At 62.8% G+C, this 17450-nt stretch carries 17 protein-coding genes; 10 read left to right on the forward strand and 7 right to left on the reverse strand.

Translation table 11 applies throughout. The annotated features are described in order from the left end of the window. Window positions 1–106: 106 nt before the first annotated feature. Complete coding sequence (senA, locus tag JJB74_RS23240; RefSeq protein ID WP_200595959.1) at window positions 107–1294, reverse strand: selenoneine synthase SenA; 1188 nt, start codon at window positions 1292–1294, stop codon at window positions 107–109. A gap of 27 nt (window positions 1295–1321) precedes the next feature. On the opposite strand from senA, the gene senB reads away from it, so the two are divergent. Both senB and selD read left to right on the forward strand, forming a co-directional pair. After that, on the forward strand, window positions 1322–2293 hold the full coding sequence (senB, locus tag JJB74_RS23245) for a selenoneine biosynthesis selenosugar synthase SenB (RefSeq protein WP_200595909.1): 972 nt from the start codon (window positions 1322–1324) through the stop codon (window positions 2291–2293). Beyond that, entirely contained in the window at window positions 2290–3342 is a 1053-nt protein-coding gene (selD, locus tag JJB74_RS23250) for a selenide, water dikinase SelD (RefSeq protein WP_234484785.1), read from the forward strand. Before senB ends, selD begins: the two co-directional genes overlap by 4 nt. A gap of 17 nt (window positions 3343–3359) precedes the next feature. Here selD and JJB74_RS23255 read toward each other — a convergent pair whose 3' ends face one another. Further along, a complete protein-coding gene (locus JJB74_RS23255; protein WP_200595910.1) occupies window positions 3360–4619 on the reverse strand; it encodes a metal-dependent hydrolase in 1260 nt (419 codons plus the stop codon). Between the two features lie 159 nt (window positions 4620–4778). On the opposite strand from JJB74_RS23255, the gene JJB74_RS23260 reads away from it, so the two are divergent. The 4 genes from JJB74_RS23260 (at window position 4779) to JJB74_RS23275 (ending at window position 7270) form a co-directional block, all read left to right on the forward strand. Beyond that, a complete protein-coding gene (locus JJB74_RS23260; RefSeq protein WP_200595912.1) occupies window positions 4779–5087 on the forward strand; it encodes a hypothetical protein in 309 nt (102 codons plus the stop codon). Window positions 5088–5150: 63 nt separating this feature from the next. Beyond that, window positions 5151–5345, forward strand: a complete 195-nt coding sequence (locus tag JJB74_RS23265) for a hypothetical protein (protein WP_200595913.1) — start codon at window positions 5151–5153, stop codon at window positions 5343–5345. Window positions 5346–5459: 114 nt separating this feature from the next. Then, entirely contained in the window at window positions 5460–6182 is a 723-nt protein-coding gene (locus tag JJB74_RS23270; RefSeq protein ID WP_200595916.1) for a response regulator, read from the forward strand. Beyond that, a complete protein-coding gene (locus tag JJB74_RS23275; RefSeq protein WP_200595917.1) occupies window positions 6179–7270 on the forward strand; it encodes an ATP-binding protein in 1092 nt (363 codons plus the stop codon). The genes JJB74_RS23270 and JJB74_RS23275 overlap by 4 nt, the downstream gene beginning before the upstream one ends. Before the next feature lie 412 nt (window positions 7271–7682). On the opposite strand, the gene ahpF is transcribed toward JJB74_RS23275, so the two are convergent. The 3 genes from ahpF to JJB74_RS23290 form a co-directional block, all read right to left on the reverse strand. Then, window positions 7683–9263 (reverse strand): alkyl hydroperoxide reductase subunit F, encoded by a 1581-nt coding sequence (gene ahpF, locus JJB74_RS23280; protein WP_200595919.1) that lies wholly within the window; start codon window positions 9261–9263, stop codon window positions 7683–7685. A gap of 203 nt (window positions 9264–9466) precedes the next feature. Continuing rightward, a complete protein-coding gene (gene ahpC, locus JJB74_RS23285; RefSeq protein ID WP_200595920.1) occupies window positions 9467–10030 on the reverse strand; it encodes an alkyl hydroperoxide reductase subunit C in 564 nt (187 codons plus the stop codon). 207 nt (window positions 10031–10237) lie between these two features. Then, complete coding sequence (locus tag JJB74_RS23290; protein ID WP_200595922.1) at window positions 10238–11113, reverse strand: NAD-dependent protein deacetylase; 876 nt, start codon at window positions 11111–11113, stop codon at window positions 10238–10240. 129 nt (window positions 11114–11242) lie between these two features. Between JJB74_RS23290 and JJB74_RS23295 the strand changes: the two genes are divergently transcribed. Next, window positions 11243–11965: an SGNH/GDSL hydrolase family protein gene (locus JJB74_RS23295; RefSeq protein ID WP_200595923.1), complete on the forward strand. Its 723-nt coding sequence runs from the start codon at window positions 11243–11245 to the stop codon at window positions 11963–11965. A 173-nt stretch (window positions 11966–12138) separates the two neighbouring features. Continuing rightward, the gene (locus JJB74_RS23300; RefSeq protein WP_200595925.1) at window positions 12139–13341 is read left to right on the forward strand and encodes a serine hydrolase domain-containing protein; all 1203 of its coding nucleotides are present in this window, start codon (window positions 12139–12141) and stop codon (window positions 13339–13341) included. Window positions 13342–13348: 7 nt separating this feature from the next. On the opposite strand, the gene JJB74_RS23305 is transcribed toward JJB74_RS23300, so the two are convergent. Together JJB74_RS23305 and JJB74_RS23310 are read right to left on the reverse strand one after the other, a co-directional pair. Then, window positions 13349–14419 carry a hypothetical protein gene (locus JJB74_RS23305; protein ID WP_200595927.1) on the reverse strand — a complete coding sequence of 357 codons (1071 nt, stop codon included), beginning with the start codon at window positions 14417–14419 and terminating at the stop codon, window positions 13349–13351. Between the two features lie 73 nt (window positions 14420–14492). Next, window positions 14493–14825: a hypothetical protein gene (locus tag JJB74_RS23310; protein WP_200595929.1), complete on the reverse strand. Its 333-nt coding sequence runs from the start codon at window positions 14823–14825 to the stop codon at window positions 14493–14495. Between the two features lie 244 nt (window positions 14826–15069). Between JJB74_RS23310 and JJB74_RS23315 the strand changes: the two genes are divergently transcribed. Together JJB74_RS23315 and JJB74_RS23320 are read left to right on the forward strand one after the other, a co-directional pair. Continuing rightward, window positions 15070–16413, forward strand: coding sequence for a sensor histidine kinase (locus tag JJB74_RS23315; RefSeq protein WP_200595930.1), 1344 nt, complete (start codon window positions 15070–15072; stop codon window positions 16411–16413). Window positions 16414–16522: 109 nt separating this feature from the next. Further along, window positions 16523–17143, forward strand: coding sequence for a class I SAM-dependent methyltransferase (locus tag JJB74_RS23320; RefSeq protein WP_200595932.1), 621 nt, complete (start codon window positions 16523–16525; stop codon window positions 17141–17143). The last annotated feature ends 307 nt before the right edge of the window (window positions 17144–17450 follow it).

The following is a 17450-nucleotide window of genomic DNA, read 5'->3' on the forward strand; positions in this document are numbered from 1 at the left end:
GTCTCCTCCCGTTTGCTTGACGATTATTTGTTGATTTTTTTGCAAGCATAGAACGCCGTGATACCAGAGGCAAGCGGTCGAAAGTTAAATTTTTCGCATGCTCACTTTACAATGCGCAGGTGCGAAAACCGAGCATCAGATCATTGCGTTCCGGCCGATAGAAATTCCGGTATTTCGGCGAACGCATGCGTGCCCGCGTCACGAAGGAAGCGCCGCGCACCGCCTGGTGCGTATGGAACCATGGCGCGGAATATTCACGGTAGGCATCGGCTTCAAAGCCGGGATACGGCTCAAAAGGCGAGCAGGTCCACTCCCAGAGATCGCCCCAGCGCAGCGCCGGATGCCCGGACACCGCCGCATATTCCCATTCCGCTTCGGTCGGCAGGCGGCGCTGCGCCCACATGCAGTACGCCTGCGCTTCATACAAACTCACATGCCGCACCGGCTCCTGCTGCGCCAGCAGCATCGGCCGACCGAAACGCACGCAGCGCCAGTTCTCGTTGTAGCGTTCCCAGTCGCGCGGCGCGGACTGCTCCTGCGTCATCAGCCAGGCGCGGCCGGCTTTGCTCCAGAACTGCGGCCGCTCATAGCCGCCGTCGGCGATGAATTCCGCATACTGCGCATTCGTCACCAGCGTCGAATCCATGGAAAACGGCGGCACATACACCGGGTGCGCCCATTTCTCATTGTCGAAAATGAAGCCCTTGCCCGGCGCGCTGCCCATCTGCAGCGTGCCGCCGGGAAAACGGATTTCTCCCTGTGCCCAGGTCCGGATCGTATTGCCACCCAGCGTCGGCGGCAGCGCCACGCCCAGCGTCTGCAGCGTGGCGAAGAAGGCTTCCGCGTGCATGTCTTCGTGGGCCAGCGCGAGGCGGTAGGGATAGAGCGACGCATCGTCGCCATTGGTCTTGGCCAGCTTGTCCAGCGCCCGGTCCAGCACTTCGTGGCAATAGGTTTTCAGCGCGCCGGTCGAAGGCAGATCGAGCTTCCAGCGCATGGCGTGCGGCACGGTATTGGAGTCGAACCAGTCGTCGCCCTTGGTCAGCAGCGAATGGGTCTTCGCCGAACCGGGCGCGCTCGATTCCGCTTCGCGCAGGATGTACCACTCGGCGAACCAGGCGATATGGCCGAGCTCCCACAGCGGCGGATTGATGATGTCCAGCGGCGGCACACGCACTGGAGCATCCAGCCCGACGGCCGCAAAGCAGTCAAAAAGCGCCAGCGTATAATCCCTGGCGTTCTGCAGGGCGCCAGCCAATTCGCCTGGCGTGGCGCTTCGGAAGGAATCAGTCATCATCGGGCGAGCGAACGGCGAATCGATTTGAACAAGGCGAACATCCTCATCATCAGCCCGGCGACGGTGCAGGCGAACAATGGCAACTGGCGCACCGCGCAGCGTTGGGCGGGATTTCTGTCCGAACGATATCACGTCGACATTGCTATCAATTGGCTTGCCGCAAGTACGCCACCGGACGCCATGATCGCGCTGCATGCGCGCCGCTCGGCGAGCGCGCTGCTGGCCTTTGCCACAACCGGCCGGCCGGCGATTCTGGCGCTCACCGGCACCGACCTTTACCACGACATTCACAGCGATACCCTGGCACAGCGCGCACTGCACGCCGCCGCGCGCCTCGTGCTGCTGCAGCCGGCAGGGCTGGCCGAACTGCCGCGCGCATTGCTGCCGCGCGCCCATGTCATCTACCAGTCCGCGCCGGCGCTGCCGCGTGCGATGCCGGCAGTGGGAAGTCCGTTTTCGGTGGTGATGATCGGCCATCTTCGGCAGGAAAAGGATCCATTGACCTTCATGCGCGCTGCGGCCCTTGCCAGTGCGCCCGCGCTGCGCTTTCTGCAGATTGGCCGCGCGCTGCAGCCCGAACTCGAGGCGGCAGCGCAGGACACGGCACAGCGCTGTCCCGCCTATGCCTGGCTGGGCGAATTGCCGCACGACGATGCACGCGAACAATTGCGGCGCAGCCACCTGCTGGCGCTGCCCTCGCTGATGGAAGGCGGCGCGAATGTGCTGATCGAAGCGGTGACATCGGGCGTGCCGGTGGTGGCCAGCGATGTTTCCGGCAACCGCGGCATGCTCGGCGAGGACTATGCCGGCTACTTCCCGGTTGGCGATGCTGCATCTCTTGCCGCGCTCATCGATCGCGCAGCGGGAGATACGGATTTCTATCGGCTGCTATGCGAACAATGTGCTGCACGCGCGCCGCTGTTCGCACCGGAACACGAGCAAGCATCGCTGCTCGCGCTGGTGGATAATGCGCTGCTCTCTCACAGGAACCCATGATGAATCCGAACGAACCGATCAAGCTCACCTCCTTTTCCCATGGCGGCGGCTGCGGCTGCAAGATCGCACCCGGCGTGCTGGCCGAAATCCTGAAGACCTCCGGCGGCTTTCCGATCCCCGAGCAGCTGCTGGTCGGCATCGAGACCGCCGACGACGCCGCGGTCTACAAGCTCAACGATGAGCAGGCGCTGATCGCGACCACCGATTTCTTCATGCCCATCGTCGACGACCCGTTCGACTTCGGCCGCATCGCCGCAACGAATGCCATTTCGGATGTCTATGCGATGGGCGGCACGCCGATCATGGCGCTGGCGCTGGTGGGCATGCCGATCGACCGGCTGCCGCTGGAGACCATCGGCAAGATCCTGCGCGGCGGCGAATCCGTTTGCGCCGAAGCCGGCATTCCAATCGCCGGCGGACATACGATCGATTCGGTCGAGCCGATCTATGGCCTGGTGGTGATGGGACTGGTGCATCCGGACCGCATCAAGCGCAATGCCGACGCCCGCGCCGGCGACAAGCTCATCCTCGGCAAGCCGCTGGGCGTAGGCGTGCTGTCGGCGGCACTGAAGAAGAATGCGCTGGACGAGCGCGGCTATGCCGCGATGATCGAAAACACCACCAGGCTCAACAAGCCCGGCCGGCTGTTGTCCGCCCTTCCCGGCGTGCATGCGCTGACTGACGTCACCGGCTTCGGCCTGCTTGGCCACACGCTGGAGCTTGCGCGCGGCGCGGGCCTTCAAGCGCGGCTGACGATGCAGGATGTTCCGCTGCTGCCGGACGTCCTGCAGCTGGCGCAGCAGGGCTACGTGACCGGCGCTTCGAACCGCAACTGGGCCGGCTACGGCGATGCGGTGCGCCTGGCCGAAACCATTTCGGACGTCGAGCGCGCTTTGCTGACCGATCCGCAGACCTCGGGCGGCCTGCTGGTGTCCTGCGCCCCGGAAGCGGTGAACGAGGTGCTGGCGATTTTCGAGCGCGAAGGCTTTGGCCATGCCCGCGTCATCGGCGAGATGGCTGCCGGTGCAGCTCAGGTCGTGGTGTCCTGAGCCGCAAATCGCGGCTCTCAGTACGGTGCGCCGGGGCCACCTGGCGCATGCCGGGCCAGCAGGTCGGCGCGCGGATATCCCCAGCTCGGCACCGGTCCGTCGCACGCCTGGCCGGCGAAGGCCTTGAAATCCAGCGTGGAAAAGTTGTCGCGCAGGCCGCTGGCAAAGCGCGCATCCGAAGCGCGTGCGCTGTCGAGCAACGGCATGCGGGCAAAACGCATCCAGGCGTTGAATTGACAGTTATCGCGGGCCAGTTGCCGCAGATGCGCCAACGAATCGTCCTGCCGCCACAGCAGCGCCAGCGTCTCCGGAGAATCGGGCAAGGCCGGGCGGTCGATGAACGAAGCGGGACAGGACAGCGCCGGCATCCATCGCGGCGCGATGCTGACGATGCCGCTGCTGATCCGATAGCGCGACTCCCCTTCCCACGACTGCAGCGCCACTACGCTCCAGCACAGCGGATTGGCCGGGAATGCAGTCATCGCGGCATCGATGAAGCGGGCGCCGGGGTCGCGCCGGCTCAGCGTTTCCTGCACCATTTGCCGCGCCACGTGCGAAGCCCCAGCTTGGGCCGCGACGAAGCCGCAACCGACCGCGGCGGCGGCGCACAGCGCCGCAAGCTGTCTTGGCGACGATTTCAGCTGTAGCCAAGCCAGCGCGGCGCCGAGCGCGTACAGCGCCAGCAGCGATTGCCAGGCAAGAAAACCGCGCACCGTGAATAACGCCAGCATGGCCGCAAGCAAAGCCGGCATTGCCCAGCGCAGCCAGGCACGCGGCAACAGCATGAACATCGGCACGCCGAACGCGGTCCAGAACACCGGCTCCAGGATGAACACCATGTCGCCATAGACCCAGTGCGCATCGAAGGGATGGAACGGATGCAGTCCGTAGGAGTTCAAATAGTCCATGCCCAGGTGCAGCGCGAAGCCGGTCACCAGTGCCAGCACCCAGCCCAGCCGCGCCGTCGCACTGCCGCGCAGCAGGTGCCGGGCCGCGGGCCAGAGAAGCCAGGTCAGCAGCGCCAGCAAGAGCGCCTGAGGAAAGGCATACAGGATGGTGTGCGTATGGCCGCGGTGATGCAGCAAATAGCCCAGCGGCGCGGGCAGAAGCGAGGTGTAGATCAGGTCGAGGTCAGGAAAATTGCTCGCCAGGCAGCAGCTGATCAGCAGCAAGCGATGACGGCTGCGTTCGAATGCCGGTTCAGTTTCGGCGGGCAATGCCCGGTGCAGGATTTCGCCGGCGAGCAGGCCGGCAACAGAGTGGCTGAGATTGTCCATCGGGCGATGTTACTGAAAATGTAAGCCGCTTGCTGGTTTCGTTTTTTGCGAACCGAAGATACACAAAACTCCGGTTTTTTATGCGACTTACGAGAATTAGCATGTGTGTCGCCCGTTGATCGGCATGCCGTAACCATGAGATGCGCTGAGGAACAAGAAATGAGTGAAAAAGTGGAGTGGGAAATCGTTGATGACGCGTCGACGCGCCGCGGGCAGGAATACACCTATCGGCAATCGACGCAGGATGCTGGCGCCATGCGTCATCCGCTGCAGGTGCTGCTCGGACCCTGGTGGCGCTGGAAGATCGCCGGCATGGCCATCGCCGCAATCGCCGTGCTGGTGCTTCTGGCGCTGTTTGCCGGCGTATTCGTTCTGGTCGCCGCAACCGGCGTGCTGCTGTCCCTGGCCGTGGCAAAAGCGCGCCAGTTGTTCGGACGTTCGGGCCGGTCGATCACGCCACGGCATTGAGCATGTTTCGGCACGGCGGAACCGAGCGCGCCAACGTCCATCCAAACGGGTTTGGAGGCCAGCATGCAGAATGAACCCAGCAATGGCGAACGCCCGGCGGCCGATCCGCGCGACATCGCTCCGACGCAGCGCAATGACGTGAAGCATGTCATCGATACCGGCCTGCCGCCCGGCATTCAACCCGGGGAACTGGAAGACCCGGGCGGCAAGACACCCGGCTCCACACCCAATACCCGGCACGGCAGCGGCGAAGCCTGAGTGCTTCTCCTGTAGCAAGCCTGACGCAATCCCGATACATGATCGATACAGCCGCGGTGTATGCTGCGGCTGCGTGCGTTTCAGCACGCTTTTTTGCGTTCGAGATTGAGGGCGATGGACAAGCCGATACATGCGTTGATCGTCGATGACGACAATGAAATCCGCACTCTGCTGTGCAATTACCTCGCCGACTTCGGCATCGATGCCAGCGGCGCGCAAGACGGCGCCGCCATGCGCCGCGCGATGGTCGAGCAGCAACCCGATGTGATCATCCTCGACCTGATGCTGCCCGGCGAAGACGGTCTGACACTGTGCCGCCAGTTGCGTGCGGCGGGCGATATTCCCATCATCATGCTCACCGCCCGCGGCGAAGCGGCCGACCGGGTGGTAGGCCTGGAACTCGGCGCCGATGATTACGTGGTCAAGCCCTTCGATCCGCGCGAACTGGTAGCGCGGGTCCATACCGTGTTGCGCCGCGCCCGCCCCGAGCGCAAGCGCGACGACAGCAGCGGCCACGATGAAGACGTAGTCAGCTTCGAAGGCTGGGTGCTGCATGTCAGCAGCCGCCAATTGACCACGCCGCGCGGCATGATCGTGCCGCTGTCGAACGCCGAATTCCGCCTGCTGTGGACCTTCATCCAGCGGCCGCGCCGGGTGCTGACCCGCGACCAGCTCATGGATGCCGCACGCGGCCAGGCCAGCACCGCGTTCGACCGCAGCATCGATCTCCTGGTCTCCCGGCTGCGCCAGAAGCTCGATGAAGATCCGCGCGATCCGAAGATTCTGAAAACCATACGCGGCGAAGGCTATCTGTTCGACGCGCGCATCGCCCGATGAAACGCCTGCTGCCGGATACCCTGTTCGGGCGACTGTTCCTGCTGGTGCTGGCGGCCATCATGGTCAGCCATCTGATGACGTTCGCGCTGCTGCTGCTGATCTACGGCGAGCGCGACCATCATGGCCCGCCGCCAGATGCGCGGCCGCCGACCGAAATGCATGCGCCGAGCGCCGCCGGGCATCATCATCCGCCGCCGGCCAGCGTGATCATTGCCGGCCATGCGATACGCCGTCCGCCGCTCAATTTCTGGATCGGTATTGCCAGCCAGTTATTCGCGCTGACCGTGGCCGCCTGGTTCGGCGCGCGCATGCTGGCGCGGCCGATGCAGCGCCTGGCGCACGCGGCATCCCGCCTCGGCGCGAGCCTCGACCAGCCGGCCATAGCCGAAAGCGGCAGCAGCGAAGAACGCCAGGCGGCGCGCAATTTCAATCGCATGCAGCAGCGCATCCGCAAGGGCGTGGAGGAACGCGGCCGTTTTCTTGCTGCGGTGTCGCATGATCTGCGCACGCCGCTGACCCGCATGAAGCTGCGCGTGGAACGCCTGAATGACGACGCGGCGCGCGACAAGCTTGGCGAAGACATCGAAGAAATGGCGGCGATGCTCAACGCCACGCTCGATTACCTGCGCGATGAAGCCTCGGCCGAGGGCTGGCAGTTGCTGGACATCACGGCGCTCCTGGAATCGATGGCCGAGGATGCGCAGGAACTGGAACACGATGTCACGCTGGCCGGCGCCGCGCGTCCGGTCACGACCCGGCCGCTGGCGCTGCGACGCTGCCTGTCGAACCTGCTGCAGAATGCGCTGCGCTACGGGCATAGCGCCCGCATCGTGCTGAAGGATGAGGACGACAGGCTGCAGATCGAGATCCGCGATGCCGGCCCGGGCATTCCGGAAGATCAGATGGAACAGGTATTCGAGCCCTTCGTACGCCTGGAACATTCGCGCAACCGCGCCACCGGCGGCGTCGGCCTGGGACTGGCGATTGCGCGCGAGGCGGCGACGCAATGCGGCGGCTCTCTCGTGCTGGAGAATGCCGCGCAAGGCGGTCTGATCGCGCGGCTGACGCTGCCGCGCGCGCAGGATTAATTGGGACGAATGTATCAAGGCCGATACATGCCGCACAAACTGTCGACACATCCGGGCGCGATACTGCAATCTCCTGAGGGCGACGACACCGGTTCCGACAGACCGGCTCTGCTTGCCCGAGGGAATCGCATGAATTGCAATCTCCCTCCCAGATTGTCATGGACTGACATCTGATTTTGAGCCCGCCATCCGGCGGGCATTTTTTTGTCCGCATGCCGGCTTGTAGGTTGGGCTGCCAAGCCCAACACCGGGCGCTTGCAGGCCGCGTGAGCATGTTGGGCTTGGCAGCCCAACCTACGGAAAACCTGCCCGGCGACAGACCGCCGCCCCCAGCCCATGAAAAAACCCGCCAACACGTGGCGGGTTTTTCGGCGCGTGACCTGACACCGCGAGCCGATGCCTCCCTACCCGGTCAGGCCGCGATCGCCGCCTTCTCTTCCGCCGGCGCGGTAGTGCGGATCAGATGATCAAAGGCCGACAACGCCGCTTTCGAGCCCTCGCCCATCGCAATCACGATCTGCTTGTACGGCACCGTGGTCGCGTCGCCTGCAGCGAACACGCCCGGCACCGAGGTGCGGCCGTGCGCGTCGACTTCGATCTCGCCGTGTTTCGACAGTGCCACCGTGCCCTTGAGCCAGTCGGTGTTGGGCAACAGGCCGATCTGCACGAAGATGCCTTCCAGCTCGACACGATGCGATTCGCCGCTCTGCCGGTCGGTATAGACCAGGCCGTTGACCCGGGCGCCGTCGCCGGTGACTTCGGTGGTCTGCGCCTGGGTCAGCACGGTCACGTTCGGCAGGCTGTACAGCTTGCGCTGCAGCACTGCGTCGGCGCGCAGCTTCACATCGAATTCCAGCAATGTCACATGCGCGACGATGCCGGCCAGATCGATCGCCGCCTCGACGCCGGAATTGCCGCCGCCAACCACCGCCACGCGCTTGCCCTTGAACAGCGGACCATCGCAGTGCGGGCAATAGGCCACGCCCTTGTTCTTGTATTCCTGCTCGCCCGGCACATTCATCTGGCGCCAGCGCGCGCCGGTGGCCAGCACCACGGTCCTGGCCTTCAGGCTCGCGCCGTTTTCCAGCTTCACCTCGATGGTCTCGCCCGGAATCAGCGCAGCGGCGCGCTGCAGATTCATCACGTCGACGTCATGGCTCTTCACATGCTGCTCGAGCGCGGCCGCCAGTTTCGGTCCCTCGGTTTCCTTCACCGAGATGAAGTTTTCGATGCCCATGGTGTCCAGCACCTGGCCGCCGAAACGCTCCGCGACCACGCCGGTGCGGATGCCCTTGCGCGCCGAGTAGATCGCCGCCGCCGCGCCGGCCGGGCCGCCGCCGACGATCAGCATGTCGAAGACTTCCTTCAACGCCATCTTCTCCGCATCGCGCTGCGCCGCGCCGGTGTCGAGCTTGGCCAGGATTTCTTCCAGGCCCATGCGGCCCTGGCCGAAGGTTTCGCCGTTCAGGAACACGGTCGGCACCGCCATGATCTGGCGCTGCTGCACTTCGTCCTGGAACAGGGCGCCGTCGACCATCACGTGGCGGATGTTCGGGTTCAGCACCGCCATCAGGTTCAGCGCCTGCACGACTTCCGGGCAGTTCTGGCAGGACAGCGAGATATAGGTTTCAAAGCGGAATTCGCCCTGCAGATTGCGCACCTGCTCGATCACATCCGCTTCCACCTTCGGCGGATGGCCGCCGACCTGCAACAGCGCCAGCACCAGCGAAGTGAATTCATGGCCCATCGGAATGCCGGCGAAGCGCACGCCCATGTCTGCGCCCTTGCGGTTGATGGCAAAGGATGGCTTGCGTTCGGTGTCGTCGCGGCGCTCGATCAGGGTGATCTTGTCGGTCAGGCCAACGATATCCTGCAGCAGCGCCAGCATTTCGCGCGACCGGTCGCCGTCGTCCAGCGAAGCCGTGATCTCGATCGGCTGGGTGACCCGCTCCAGGTAAGCCTTCAATTGGGTTTTCAGATTCGCGTCCAGCATGATGTTCGCTCTCGATGTCAATGGGGTTGGCGATGCTTTGGGGTACTTCGGAATGCCTGAGGGTGCAGTACTGCCTCCGCATCAGCCTCGGGCGACACGGATGGGGAAGGCTGAAGTGGGGGTGGTACTGCCGCCGGGCCGGCAATGCGCCCGGCATCTTGCGAACCGCGCCCGGATTCGGCGCGGCCTGGGAGATATGTCGTTTAGATCTTGCCGACCAGGTCCAGCGACGGAGCCAGGGTTTCGGCGCCCGGGGTCCACTTGGCCGGGCACACTTCGCCCGGATGCGATGCCACGTACTGGGCAGCCTGCACCTTGCGCAGCAGTTCCTTGGCATCACGGCCGATGCCGTTGTCATGGATTTCGCACAGCTTGATCTGGCCTTCCGGATTGATCACGAAGGTGCCGCGCAGCGCCAGGCCTTCTTCTTCGATCATCACGTCGAAATTGCGGGTGATGACGCCAGTCGGATCGCCGATCAGCGGGTACTGGATTTTCTTGATGGTTTCCGACGTGTCGTGCCAGGCTTTGTGGGTGAAGTGAGTGTCGGTGGACACGCCGTACACTTCCACGCCCAGCGACTTGAAGGTGTCGTAGTTGTCGGCCAGATCGCCCAGTTCGGTCGGGCAAACGAAGGTGAAGTCAGCCGGATAGAACACGACCACGGACCACTTGCCTTTCAGGTCGGCATCCGAGACTTGCACGAATTTGCCGTTGTGATACGCGGTGGCGTTGAAAGGCTTAACTTGGGTATTGATCAGCGACATGGTGAATTCCCTTGGTGTTGAAGAAGTTGCGATGCGTGGAGAATAGCGAAGACTTATCGAAAAATGAAATCGATAGTACCAATTAATCTCATAGCGAGTTTTTATGAAACTTTCGATAAGTCCAGGCTGCCGGGATATGGTTGCTATGGCGAATGTTTCAATAGCCGGCACGAGAATATAAAAATGCAGCGTGGCAGGCTTGCGCCGTCACAGCATGTCTGCGGAAAGTCGTTCGGCAAGCCAGGGCAGAAAATGTTCCGTCGATTCCTCGATCTTGAAAGCGAGCAGCGCATCAGCCCGGGTCTTGCCCCGATTCACCGCAGCGACTGGTATGCCGCGGTTCACGGCGCGCGTGATGAGCCGGTAGCCCGAATGCACCATCAGCGACGAGCCCAGCACCAGCAGTGCATCGGCGCCATCGACACGCAGGCTCGCCTCCTGCGTGCGCACTGCCGGCACCGCATCGCCGAAAAACACCACATCCGGCTGCAGCATGCCGCCGCAGGCTGCGCAGCTCGGCGTACGGAAGTGCACCAGCGAGTCGGGTTCGAGATGCGCATCGCCGTCCGGCGCCGGACGCGCCGATGCGCCAGCCAGCGCGGGATTGGCCGCGAGTAGCCACTCCTGCAATTGCGCACGCGACTGCTCTGTCCCGCATTCCAGGCATCGCACTCGGTGGATATTGCCGTGCAGCTCGAGCACATTGCTGTTGCCCGCCGCGCCGTGCAGACCGTCGACATTCTGCGTGATAACCGATGCCACCCGACCAGCACGTTGCAAAGCCGCCAGCGCGCGATGCCCGGTGTTCGGCCGCGCCGCCGCGAGCAAGGGCCAGCCGACCATGCTGCGTGCCCAGTAGCGCCGCCGCACTGCGTCCGACGCGCGAAATTCCGGACCCTGTATCGGCGCCCTGCCACGCCGGTCGCCATCCGCATCGCGGTAGCCGGGAATGCCGGATGCGGTGCTGACGCCGGCGCCGGTCAGCACCAGCAGACGCGCATGGCTGGCGACAAATTCCGCCAGGCGTTCGAGCGATGCGTCGTCAATCGGGGCTTGCGGCGGAAAAAGGAGATCGGAAGGCATGGGGATCATCAGCGGAAAGACTGCCATTGCAGCGGGCTATGCTACCACCGCCCCGTCCGCGCTGTTGCCGAGGGAACGCCCGCCCGCGAACGCAGTCTTTCCCCAACAACCCGGCAAAAGGAGTTGGCGATGGCATGTGCTCGCAGAGCATTCCTCAGCCTGGCCGCGCTGGGCATGGCAGGCGCCGCGCTTGGCGCCGCACAGCGCGGAGCGAATATGAAGCACGTGGTTCTTCTCGGCGACTCGGTTTTCGACAATGCCCGTTATGTCGACGGCAAGCCAGATGTGCTCGCGCGCCTGCGCAGCCATCTTGCGGAAGGCTGGAAAGCCAGTCTGCTCGCGGTGGACGGTGCAGTTACGCGCGACATCGCTGCCCAGGTTGCCCGACTGTCCGGGGACGCCAGCCACCTGGTGATGAGCATCGGCGGCAATGATGCGCTGATGCGCCAGAACATTCTGGAGCAGCCATCGCGTTCGGTGGGCGAAGCGCTGGCGCTGATGGCGCGCTTGCTGCGCGAGTTTGAAAGCAGTTACCGCGACGCCGTCGCCGCGGCGATGCAGCCCGGCCTGCCGCTGACGATCTGCACGATCTACAACGGCAACTTTCCTGACCCTGCCTATCGCGAACGCATCATGGCTGCGGCGGCGCTGTTCGACGACGTGATCATCCGCGTCGCCACAGAGCACCGGCTGGGCGTGCTGGATCTGCGCAGCATTTGCAGCCAGCCGTCCGACTACGCGAATGCGATCGAGCCTTCCAGCAGCGGCGCCGACAAGATTGCGCAGGCCATTATCCGCGCTGTCGGCCAGCACGATGCGTCGCGCCCTGGCGCACTGATTCTGTCGCGATAGCCGTTTTCCCTACGGCGCGTCCCGGCGCTCCCGCGAGCAATACGCCGGCGAACCGGCATCGTTTTTTCTTCACCTAAGGTACGGCTCAGCAGCGCATGCCGTCATTCGACGTGCTGAGTTGATAAACGCCCACCTCATCCCCACGCCACGTGATTCGCCGGAAAGGAAATGCCTTGAAAACTCCGCTTCGCCTTCTGCCCACGCCCCTGTTGCGCCCCGTGTTCTGCCTCCTGTTACTTGCCGCATCCAGTGCCAGCCGTGCCGCGCCGGATGTTCCCGCCTATGCGCAGACCTTGCGACCACGCATAGAAGAGGTACTGAAACAGACGCTCGCTCCAGGCGCTGTCGTGCTGGTAAAGTCCGCGCAAGGCAACTGGGAACAGGCATTCGGCACCCGCACCCTGGGCGGGAAGGATGCGGTTGGCATCGACGATCACTTCCACGTCGGCAGCGTTACCAAGACCTGGACCGGCACGGTGATCCTGCAACTGGCTCAGGAAGGCAGGCTGGGACTGTCGGATCCGATTTCCCGCCATGTGAAAGGCGTGCCGAACGGCAGCCATATCACGATCGAGCAACTGCTCAACATGCGCAGCGGTCTATTCAACTACACTCGCGACACGGCGTTCATCAAACGCATGGAGCGGGATCCCTACCATGTCTATCGACCGGACGATTTGCTGGCTATCGCATTCCGCCATCCGCCTGCCTTCGCGCCAGGCGCGCAGTACGCGTATTCCAATACCAACACTGTGCTTCTGGGCAAGGTCATCGAAAAAGTGACCGGGCGCCCGGTTGCGGTGGAAATGCAGCGGCGGCTGTTCACGCCATTCGGCCTGGGTCATACCTCTCTGCCACGCGCCGGTAAGACTCGACTGCCTGCTCCGTATGCGCGCGGCTATCAATACGGTCCTATTGGCGATGAAGGCGGACAAGCACAATCGGCCGCATCCCAAGACGCGCAAGCCGGCGTCACGCTCTTGCGCGACGCAACAAACTGGAATCGGTCCTGGGCATGGACTGCGGGCGGCGGCATATCGACCGCGCGTGAATTGGCCGCCTTCGTGGAGCGCATGGTCGGCGGCGGCTATCTGCAGCCGGAATGGCAGAAACAACGGCTGGAAAGCTGCTTGCCGACCGATCCGGCAAACACCGGACCGGACTCCCTGCATTACGGCTGGGGACTGGGACGCGTGGGGCGCTACTACGGCCATACCGGGCAATTGCCGGGGTACAACACCTACATGCTGCACAATCCCGATACGCGGACCACGATCATCGTCTGGACCTCGCTGTCTTCCGGCCCGAACGACCGTCAGCCGGCCATTGAAATCGGCAACCTGATCATTGCCGAGCTTGACAGTCAGAAGTCCTGAGCATTTTTCAGGCAGCGGCGCGCACTGGCTGCGTCCTGTCCCGTTGCGGCAGGAACATCTCCCTCTGCATGCGCGCGCCGTCGCAGATTTCGATCACGCTGTAACGATCCACATCGAAGCCCGGATAGCTCGTGCATTCCTCTTCGATCGCGACTGCGATATCAAGCCAATCCACCGAGCCGAGCAGACCGGCGCCATTGTTGACGGCGATACGCAGATCGATTTCATACGGCAGGCCAGTGACGCTAAGGTAGGACAAGGTAAATTGCCCCGAACCCGGCACCGCCGAACGCACCTGCAATATCTCGTCCTCGCCACTTGCGCGCGCCCAGAAAAACGATTCGCGCAGCAGGCGGGAGCCTACCGGAACTTCAAAGGCTTCATAGTCGCCTCGATTGATGTCCGCACAGCGCGAAAACTGCTTTTCGACCGCGCACAGGATCTCCGCCGGCGTGCTCCATGCGCTCGCGGATGCCGGCCGCGGCAGCGCTGGATCCACATGATGGCGCATGTCGATGCCGAAGGAAGCGCGCGATCCGTCGGCAGTCAGGTAATCGATCAGGAAATGCTCGGGCGTCGGCGCCGCGTTTTGCACGGCAATGCTTTTCCGACGTACCTGCAGTGTTTTTTTATTCCGAATTCGGGAGACCCAGAGCGGCACTTTTTTATGCGCAAGCGCCAAGCAGGAATTCAGGATATCGGCATACGCCTGCTGATAATTGCTTTTATCCGCAATGACAACATCGGGAAAAATTTGCGGCGGCCCGAAACGTTCGGTAACGATATTCAAATATTCCGCAGCGATCGGCATTCCGCTTTTTGCGAATTCTTCATATTTCGCGCCAAGCGCGCGCTGCGCCGAAAATCCTGCCACTGCTCTCAGCGGTGTCACGCACAGCGGATAGGCGATATAGGAAGCGCTTCCGTTTTCATGCAGCACTGGCGCGGCTTCATCGTAGTGATAAGCGCCGTAGATCGCGCCGCCGGCAGCGTCGAGCAGCGCTTGGTCGATGCAATGCATGCTGACGTCAACCACAATGATGCGCGGCTTGATGATGACGGAGTGGAAATTCGTCATGGCGTTTCCTGTAAATGGCATTCAACGGAAAAGCCATTATATCCACGAGGAAACTCGTGTAAAGCACCACTTCTTATTTTTGTGCGGTGAAAAAATGCGACATCGCCAATAGGCTTTCGCAAAAAATAGCAATTTCGCTATTCATTATTTCATTGTGTTTGTTTTTCTTGACCGAATGACATACCCGGCGCAATTCGGGAATTAGCATTTCAAATCGCAGGGCGCACATGGGCGTCAGCGGCATGGACCCGGTGGGGAACAGGGCGAGACGCAAGCCGCCCGGCAATGCGTTAATGCAGCGCGCCAGGCATAGGGTAGAAAAATTGATGCCAAACAGCGCATCGGTGACGCAGCAAGACCGGTTTGCAAAACCTGGCGCAAGATTGCTGCAACGTTGGACAGGCATCGCACCAGCCCGAATGGCACGGCCCCTGCCCGTCTCGCCGCATCCGGAGCACGCTTTCCGGTACGCAAGGACTTCTCCCTTTCCCGAAACATTTTTAAAATATTAAGTTTGCTGCCGTTGGCATTTCAGAATTGAAGTGCAGCATGCGAAATGACTCGGGAAAACGCCCCGACGCCCGGCGCAGCTCATCGCCCGGCATGCACAGCCATGAATGGCCACAGCGCGATGGCGAGGGAAACGCAATATGACGACACCTGAAGGCGGCTTGTACAAACCTGCGCTGCTCGCTTGCATGCTGGTATTGGCAGCGCTCGGCGCAGCGGCCTGGTTCGCCATCGGGCTGGCCGAGCCGCCCGACGCCGGCATGAAGCGCATGCTGCTGTTCTTCCTGTCGTGCGCTGCTTTGTGCAACGTCCTCGTCATTGCACTGCTCGCGCGCAGACAGCACCTGGAACACCCCCCTGCTACGCAGGATGCCGACGCGCTGGAAATGCCGGCCCGCGCCACGCATGCCGACAAGACGCCTGCGCCGCATGCTCTCGTGATCGATGAGAACGCGCGCATCTTGGCGTTGAACGAAGCCCTGCTCAGCTTCAGCCGTCTGAACAGCGTCGGCATGAATTATCTGGAGGTCTGCGAGCGCGCTAACGCACACGGCGTGGTCGATGCCGAGCGCTTTGCCGCCGGCCTGCGGGCAGTGCTGGACGGCAAAATGCCGCAATTTTCCATGGATTACTCTTGCTCGGTCGCGCTGGCCGATCACTGGTATCGCGCCACGGTCAGCCGCCTGCTGCCTCTTGATCCGCCGCGCTTTCTGATCGTGCATGAAGACATCACCTGGCACCGCGACATGGAAAACGCGCTGCGCCAGTCGGCGCTCTCGGTGCGCGAACTGGCCGAACACCAGGAAGTCGTGCGCGAAGAAGAACGTAAACGCATCGCCCAGGAAATTCACGACGATCTCGGCCAGCAACTGCTGGCGCTGCGCATCGACCTGTCCATTCTGCAGGCCAGCCAGGCCGGCAATCCGGCGCTGGTGTCTCAGCTCGACGGCATGCAAACCACCATCGGCAACCTGGTGCACAGCGTGCGCGCGATCATCAACGATCTGCGTCCCGCGGTGCTCGATCTCGGCCTGCATGCGGCGGCCGAATGGCAGCTCAATGACTTCACGCAGAAAACCGGGATCGATTCCAGGCTGCTGGCCAATTTCCCTGATATCGACCTGCCGGACTCCCATGCCACCGCGCTGTTCCGGGTATTGCAGGAGTCGTTGACCAATGTCAGCCGCCACTCCGGCGCAAGCCGTGTCGAGGTGCGCCTGAAGCTTGAAGATGGCAAGCTGCTCATGCGCATCGCCGACAATGGCCTGGGCATGTCCACCGACGCGCACAAGCCGGGCTCCTTCGGTCTGCGCGGCATGCGCGAGCGGATCATGTCGCTGGGCGGCGAACTCGACATCAGCAGCGCGCCCGAGGAAGGCGTCACCGTGTCGGTGCAGGTGCCGCTGGCGGGCACAGACGCGCAGCGCGAAGGTTATGTGCATCGTTCCCCGGTTGATCGGCGCGCGTCGCGGCGCACGGGCTAGGCAACCAACGCGCGTCAGATTTCGAAATCGGCAAGAAGCCTGCGCTTGTTCAGAACTTTCCGGTGTGGGAACGTCTCTGATTACAGTTTGACAAGCCCCCAATACCTCTATGAAACCGGTTTCCGTCGACAATGTCATCAGCACCTACCGTTTTTACGCACCGCTTTACGACCGCCTGTTCGGCGCGATTTTCGAGCCCGGCAGGCGCGCACTTGCCGAGGCGGCCTGCGCTTCGCAGCCGCGCTCGCTGCTTGAAGTCGGCGTTGGCACCGGACTGACGCTGCGGCAGTATCCGTGCGCATGCGAGATCGTCGGCATCGATGTGTCGGCCGATATGCTGAAGATCGCGCAATGCCGCGCCGACGAGCTTCCCGACAGAAATATCCAGCTCGCGCTGATGAACGCCGAATCGATGGACTTCCCGGATGGCTATTTCGACTGCGTCGTTCTGCCCTATGTGCTCTCGGTCACGCCGGATCCGGCGCGCCTGGTGGCGGAAATCCGCCGCGTCTGCCGCAAGAACGGCACGATTGTCATCGTCAACCACTTCAGCGGCAGCCGCTTCTGGTGGCTGATGGAACGCTCGGTGCGGTCTTTGGCGAATCGCATAGGTTTCCGCTCGGACTTCCGCTTCGATGAACAGATACTGCGCTATGACTGGGAAGTGAAATCGGTGCGCGACGTCAACATGCTGGGTTTGTCCAAGCTGGTGACGATCAGGAATACCTGATCCGCCGCATCGAGCACGACGCGGCGTTGGGGTGATGCAGAAAGCCCAAGGTGCTCGCGGCCCGCCTGCAGTTGCCGTTGCAGTTGCCGTTGGCTTTTGCCGTTGCAGTTGTAGTTGCCGTTGGCTTTTGTCGTTGCCGTTGCTTTTATCCCGTTGATCGCGCCGTGGCGCCGGGCCCTGAAGCGGATAAGGTGCGGCGTCTGTTTGAGCGAAGCGCAGCGTAGCGAGTTTAGCCGCGCCCCGCTTCAGGGTTCGGCGACACGGGAACCCCGCGCAGCGGGGCGCGATCTCCGGGTCGCCTTTTCTT

It is taken from the genome of Noviherbaspirillum pedocola (genome assembly GCF_016632335.1).
GTDB classification, from domain to species: domain Bacteria; phylum Pseudomonadota; class Gammaproteobacteria; order Burkholderiales; family Burkholderiaceae_D; genus Noviherbaspirillum_A; species Noviherbaspirillum_A pedocola.

Coding starts and splice junctions, on each gene's coding strand:
- JJB74_RS23320 (WP_200595932.1), top strand. CDS start 16,523: ATGAAACCGGTTTCCGTCGACAATGTCATCAGCACCTACCGTTTTTAC.
- JJB74_RS23265 (WP_200595913.1), top strand. CDS start 5,151: ATGCAGAATGAACCCAGCAATGGCGAACGCCCGGCGGCCGATCCGCGC.
- ahpC (WP_200595920.1), bottom strand. CDS start 10,030: ATGTCGCTGATCAATACCCAAGTTAAGCCTTTCAACGCCACCGCGTAT.
- JJB74_RS23310 (WP_200595929.1), bottom strand. CDS start 14,825: ATGCCTGTCCAACGTTGCAGCAATCTTGCGCCAGGTTTTGCAAACCGG.
- JJB74_RS23290 (WP_200595922.1), bottom strand. CDS start 11,113: ATGCCTTCCGATCTCCTTTTTCCGCCGCAAGCCCCGATTGACGACGCA.
- JJB74_RS23315 (WP_200595930.1), top strand. CDS start 15,070: ATGACGACACCTGAAGGCGGCTTGTACAAACCTGCGCTGCTCGCTTGC.
- JJB74_RS23275 (WP_200595917.1), top strand. CDS start 6,179: ATGAAACGCCTGCTGCCGGATACCCTGTTCGGGCGACTGTTCCTGCTG.
- JJB74_RS23295 (WP_200595923.1), top strand. CDS start 11,243: ATGGCATGTGCTCGCAGAGCATTCCTCAGCCTGGCCGCGCTGGGCATG.
- ahpF (WP_200595919.1), bottom strand. CDS start 9,263: ATGCTGGACGCGAATCTGAAAACCCAATTGAAGGCTTACCTGGAGCGG.
- JJB74_RS23270 (WP_200595916.1), top strand. CDS start 5,460: ATGGACAAGCCGATACATGCGTTGATCGTCGATGACGACAATGAAATC.
- senA (WP_200595959.1), bottom strand. CDS start 1,294: ATGACTGATTCCTTCCGAAGCGCCACGCCAGGCGAATTGGCTGGCGCC.
- selD (WP_234484785.1), top strand. CDS start 2,290: ATGATGAATCCGAACGAACCGATCAAGCTCACCTCCTTTTCCCATGGC.
- JJB74_RS23260 (WP_200595912.1), top strand. CDS start 4,779: ATGAGTGAAAAAGTGGAGTGGGAAATCGTTGATGACGCGTCGACGCGC.
- JJB74_RS23255 (WP_200595910.1), bottom strand. CDS start 4,619: ATGGACAATCTCAGCCACTCTGTTGCCGGCCTGCTCGCCGGCGAAATC.
- JJB74_RS23305 (WP_200595927.1), bottom strand. CDS start 14,419: ATGACGAATTTCCACTCCGTCATCATCAAGCCGCGCATCATTGTGGTT.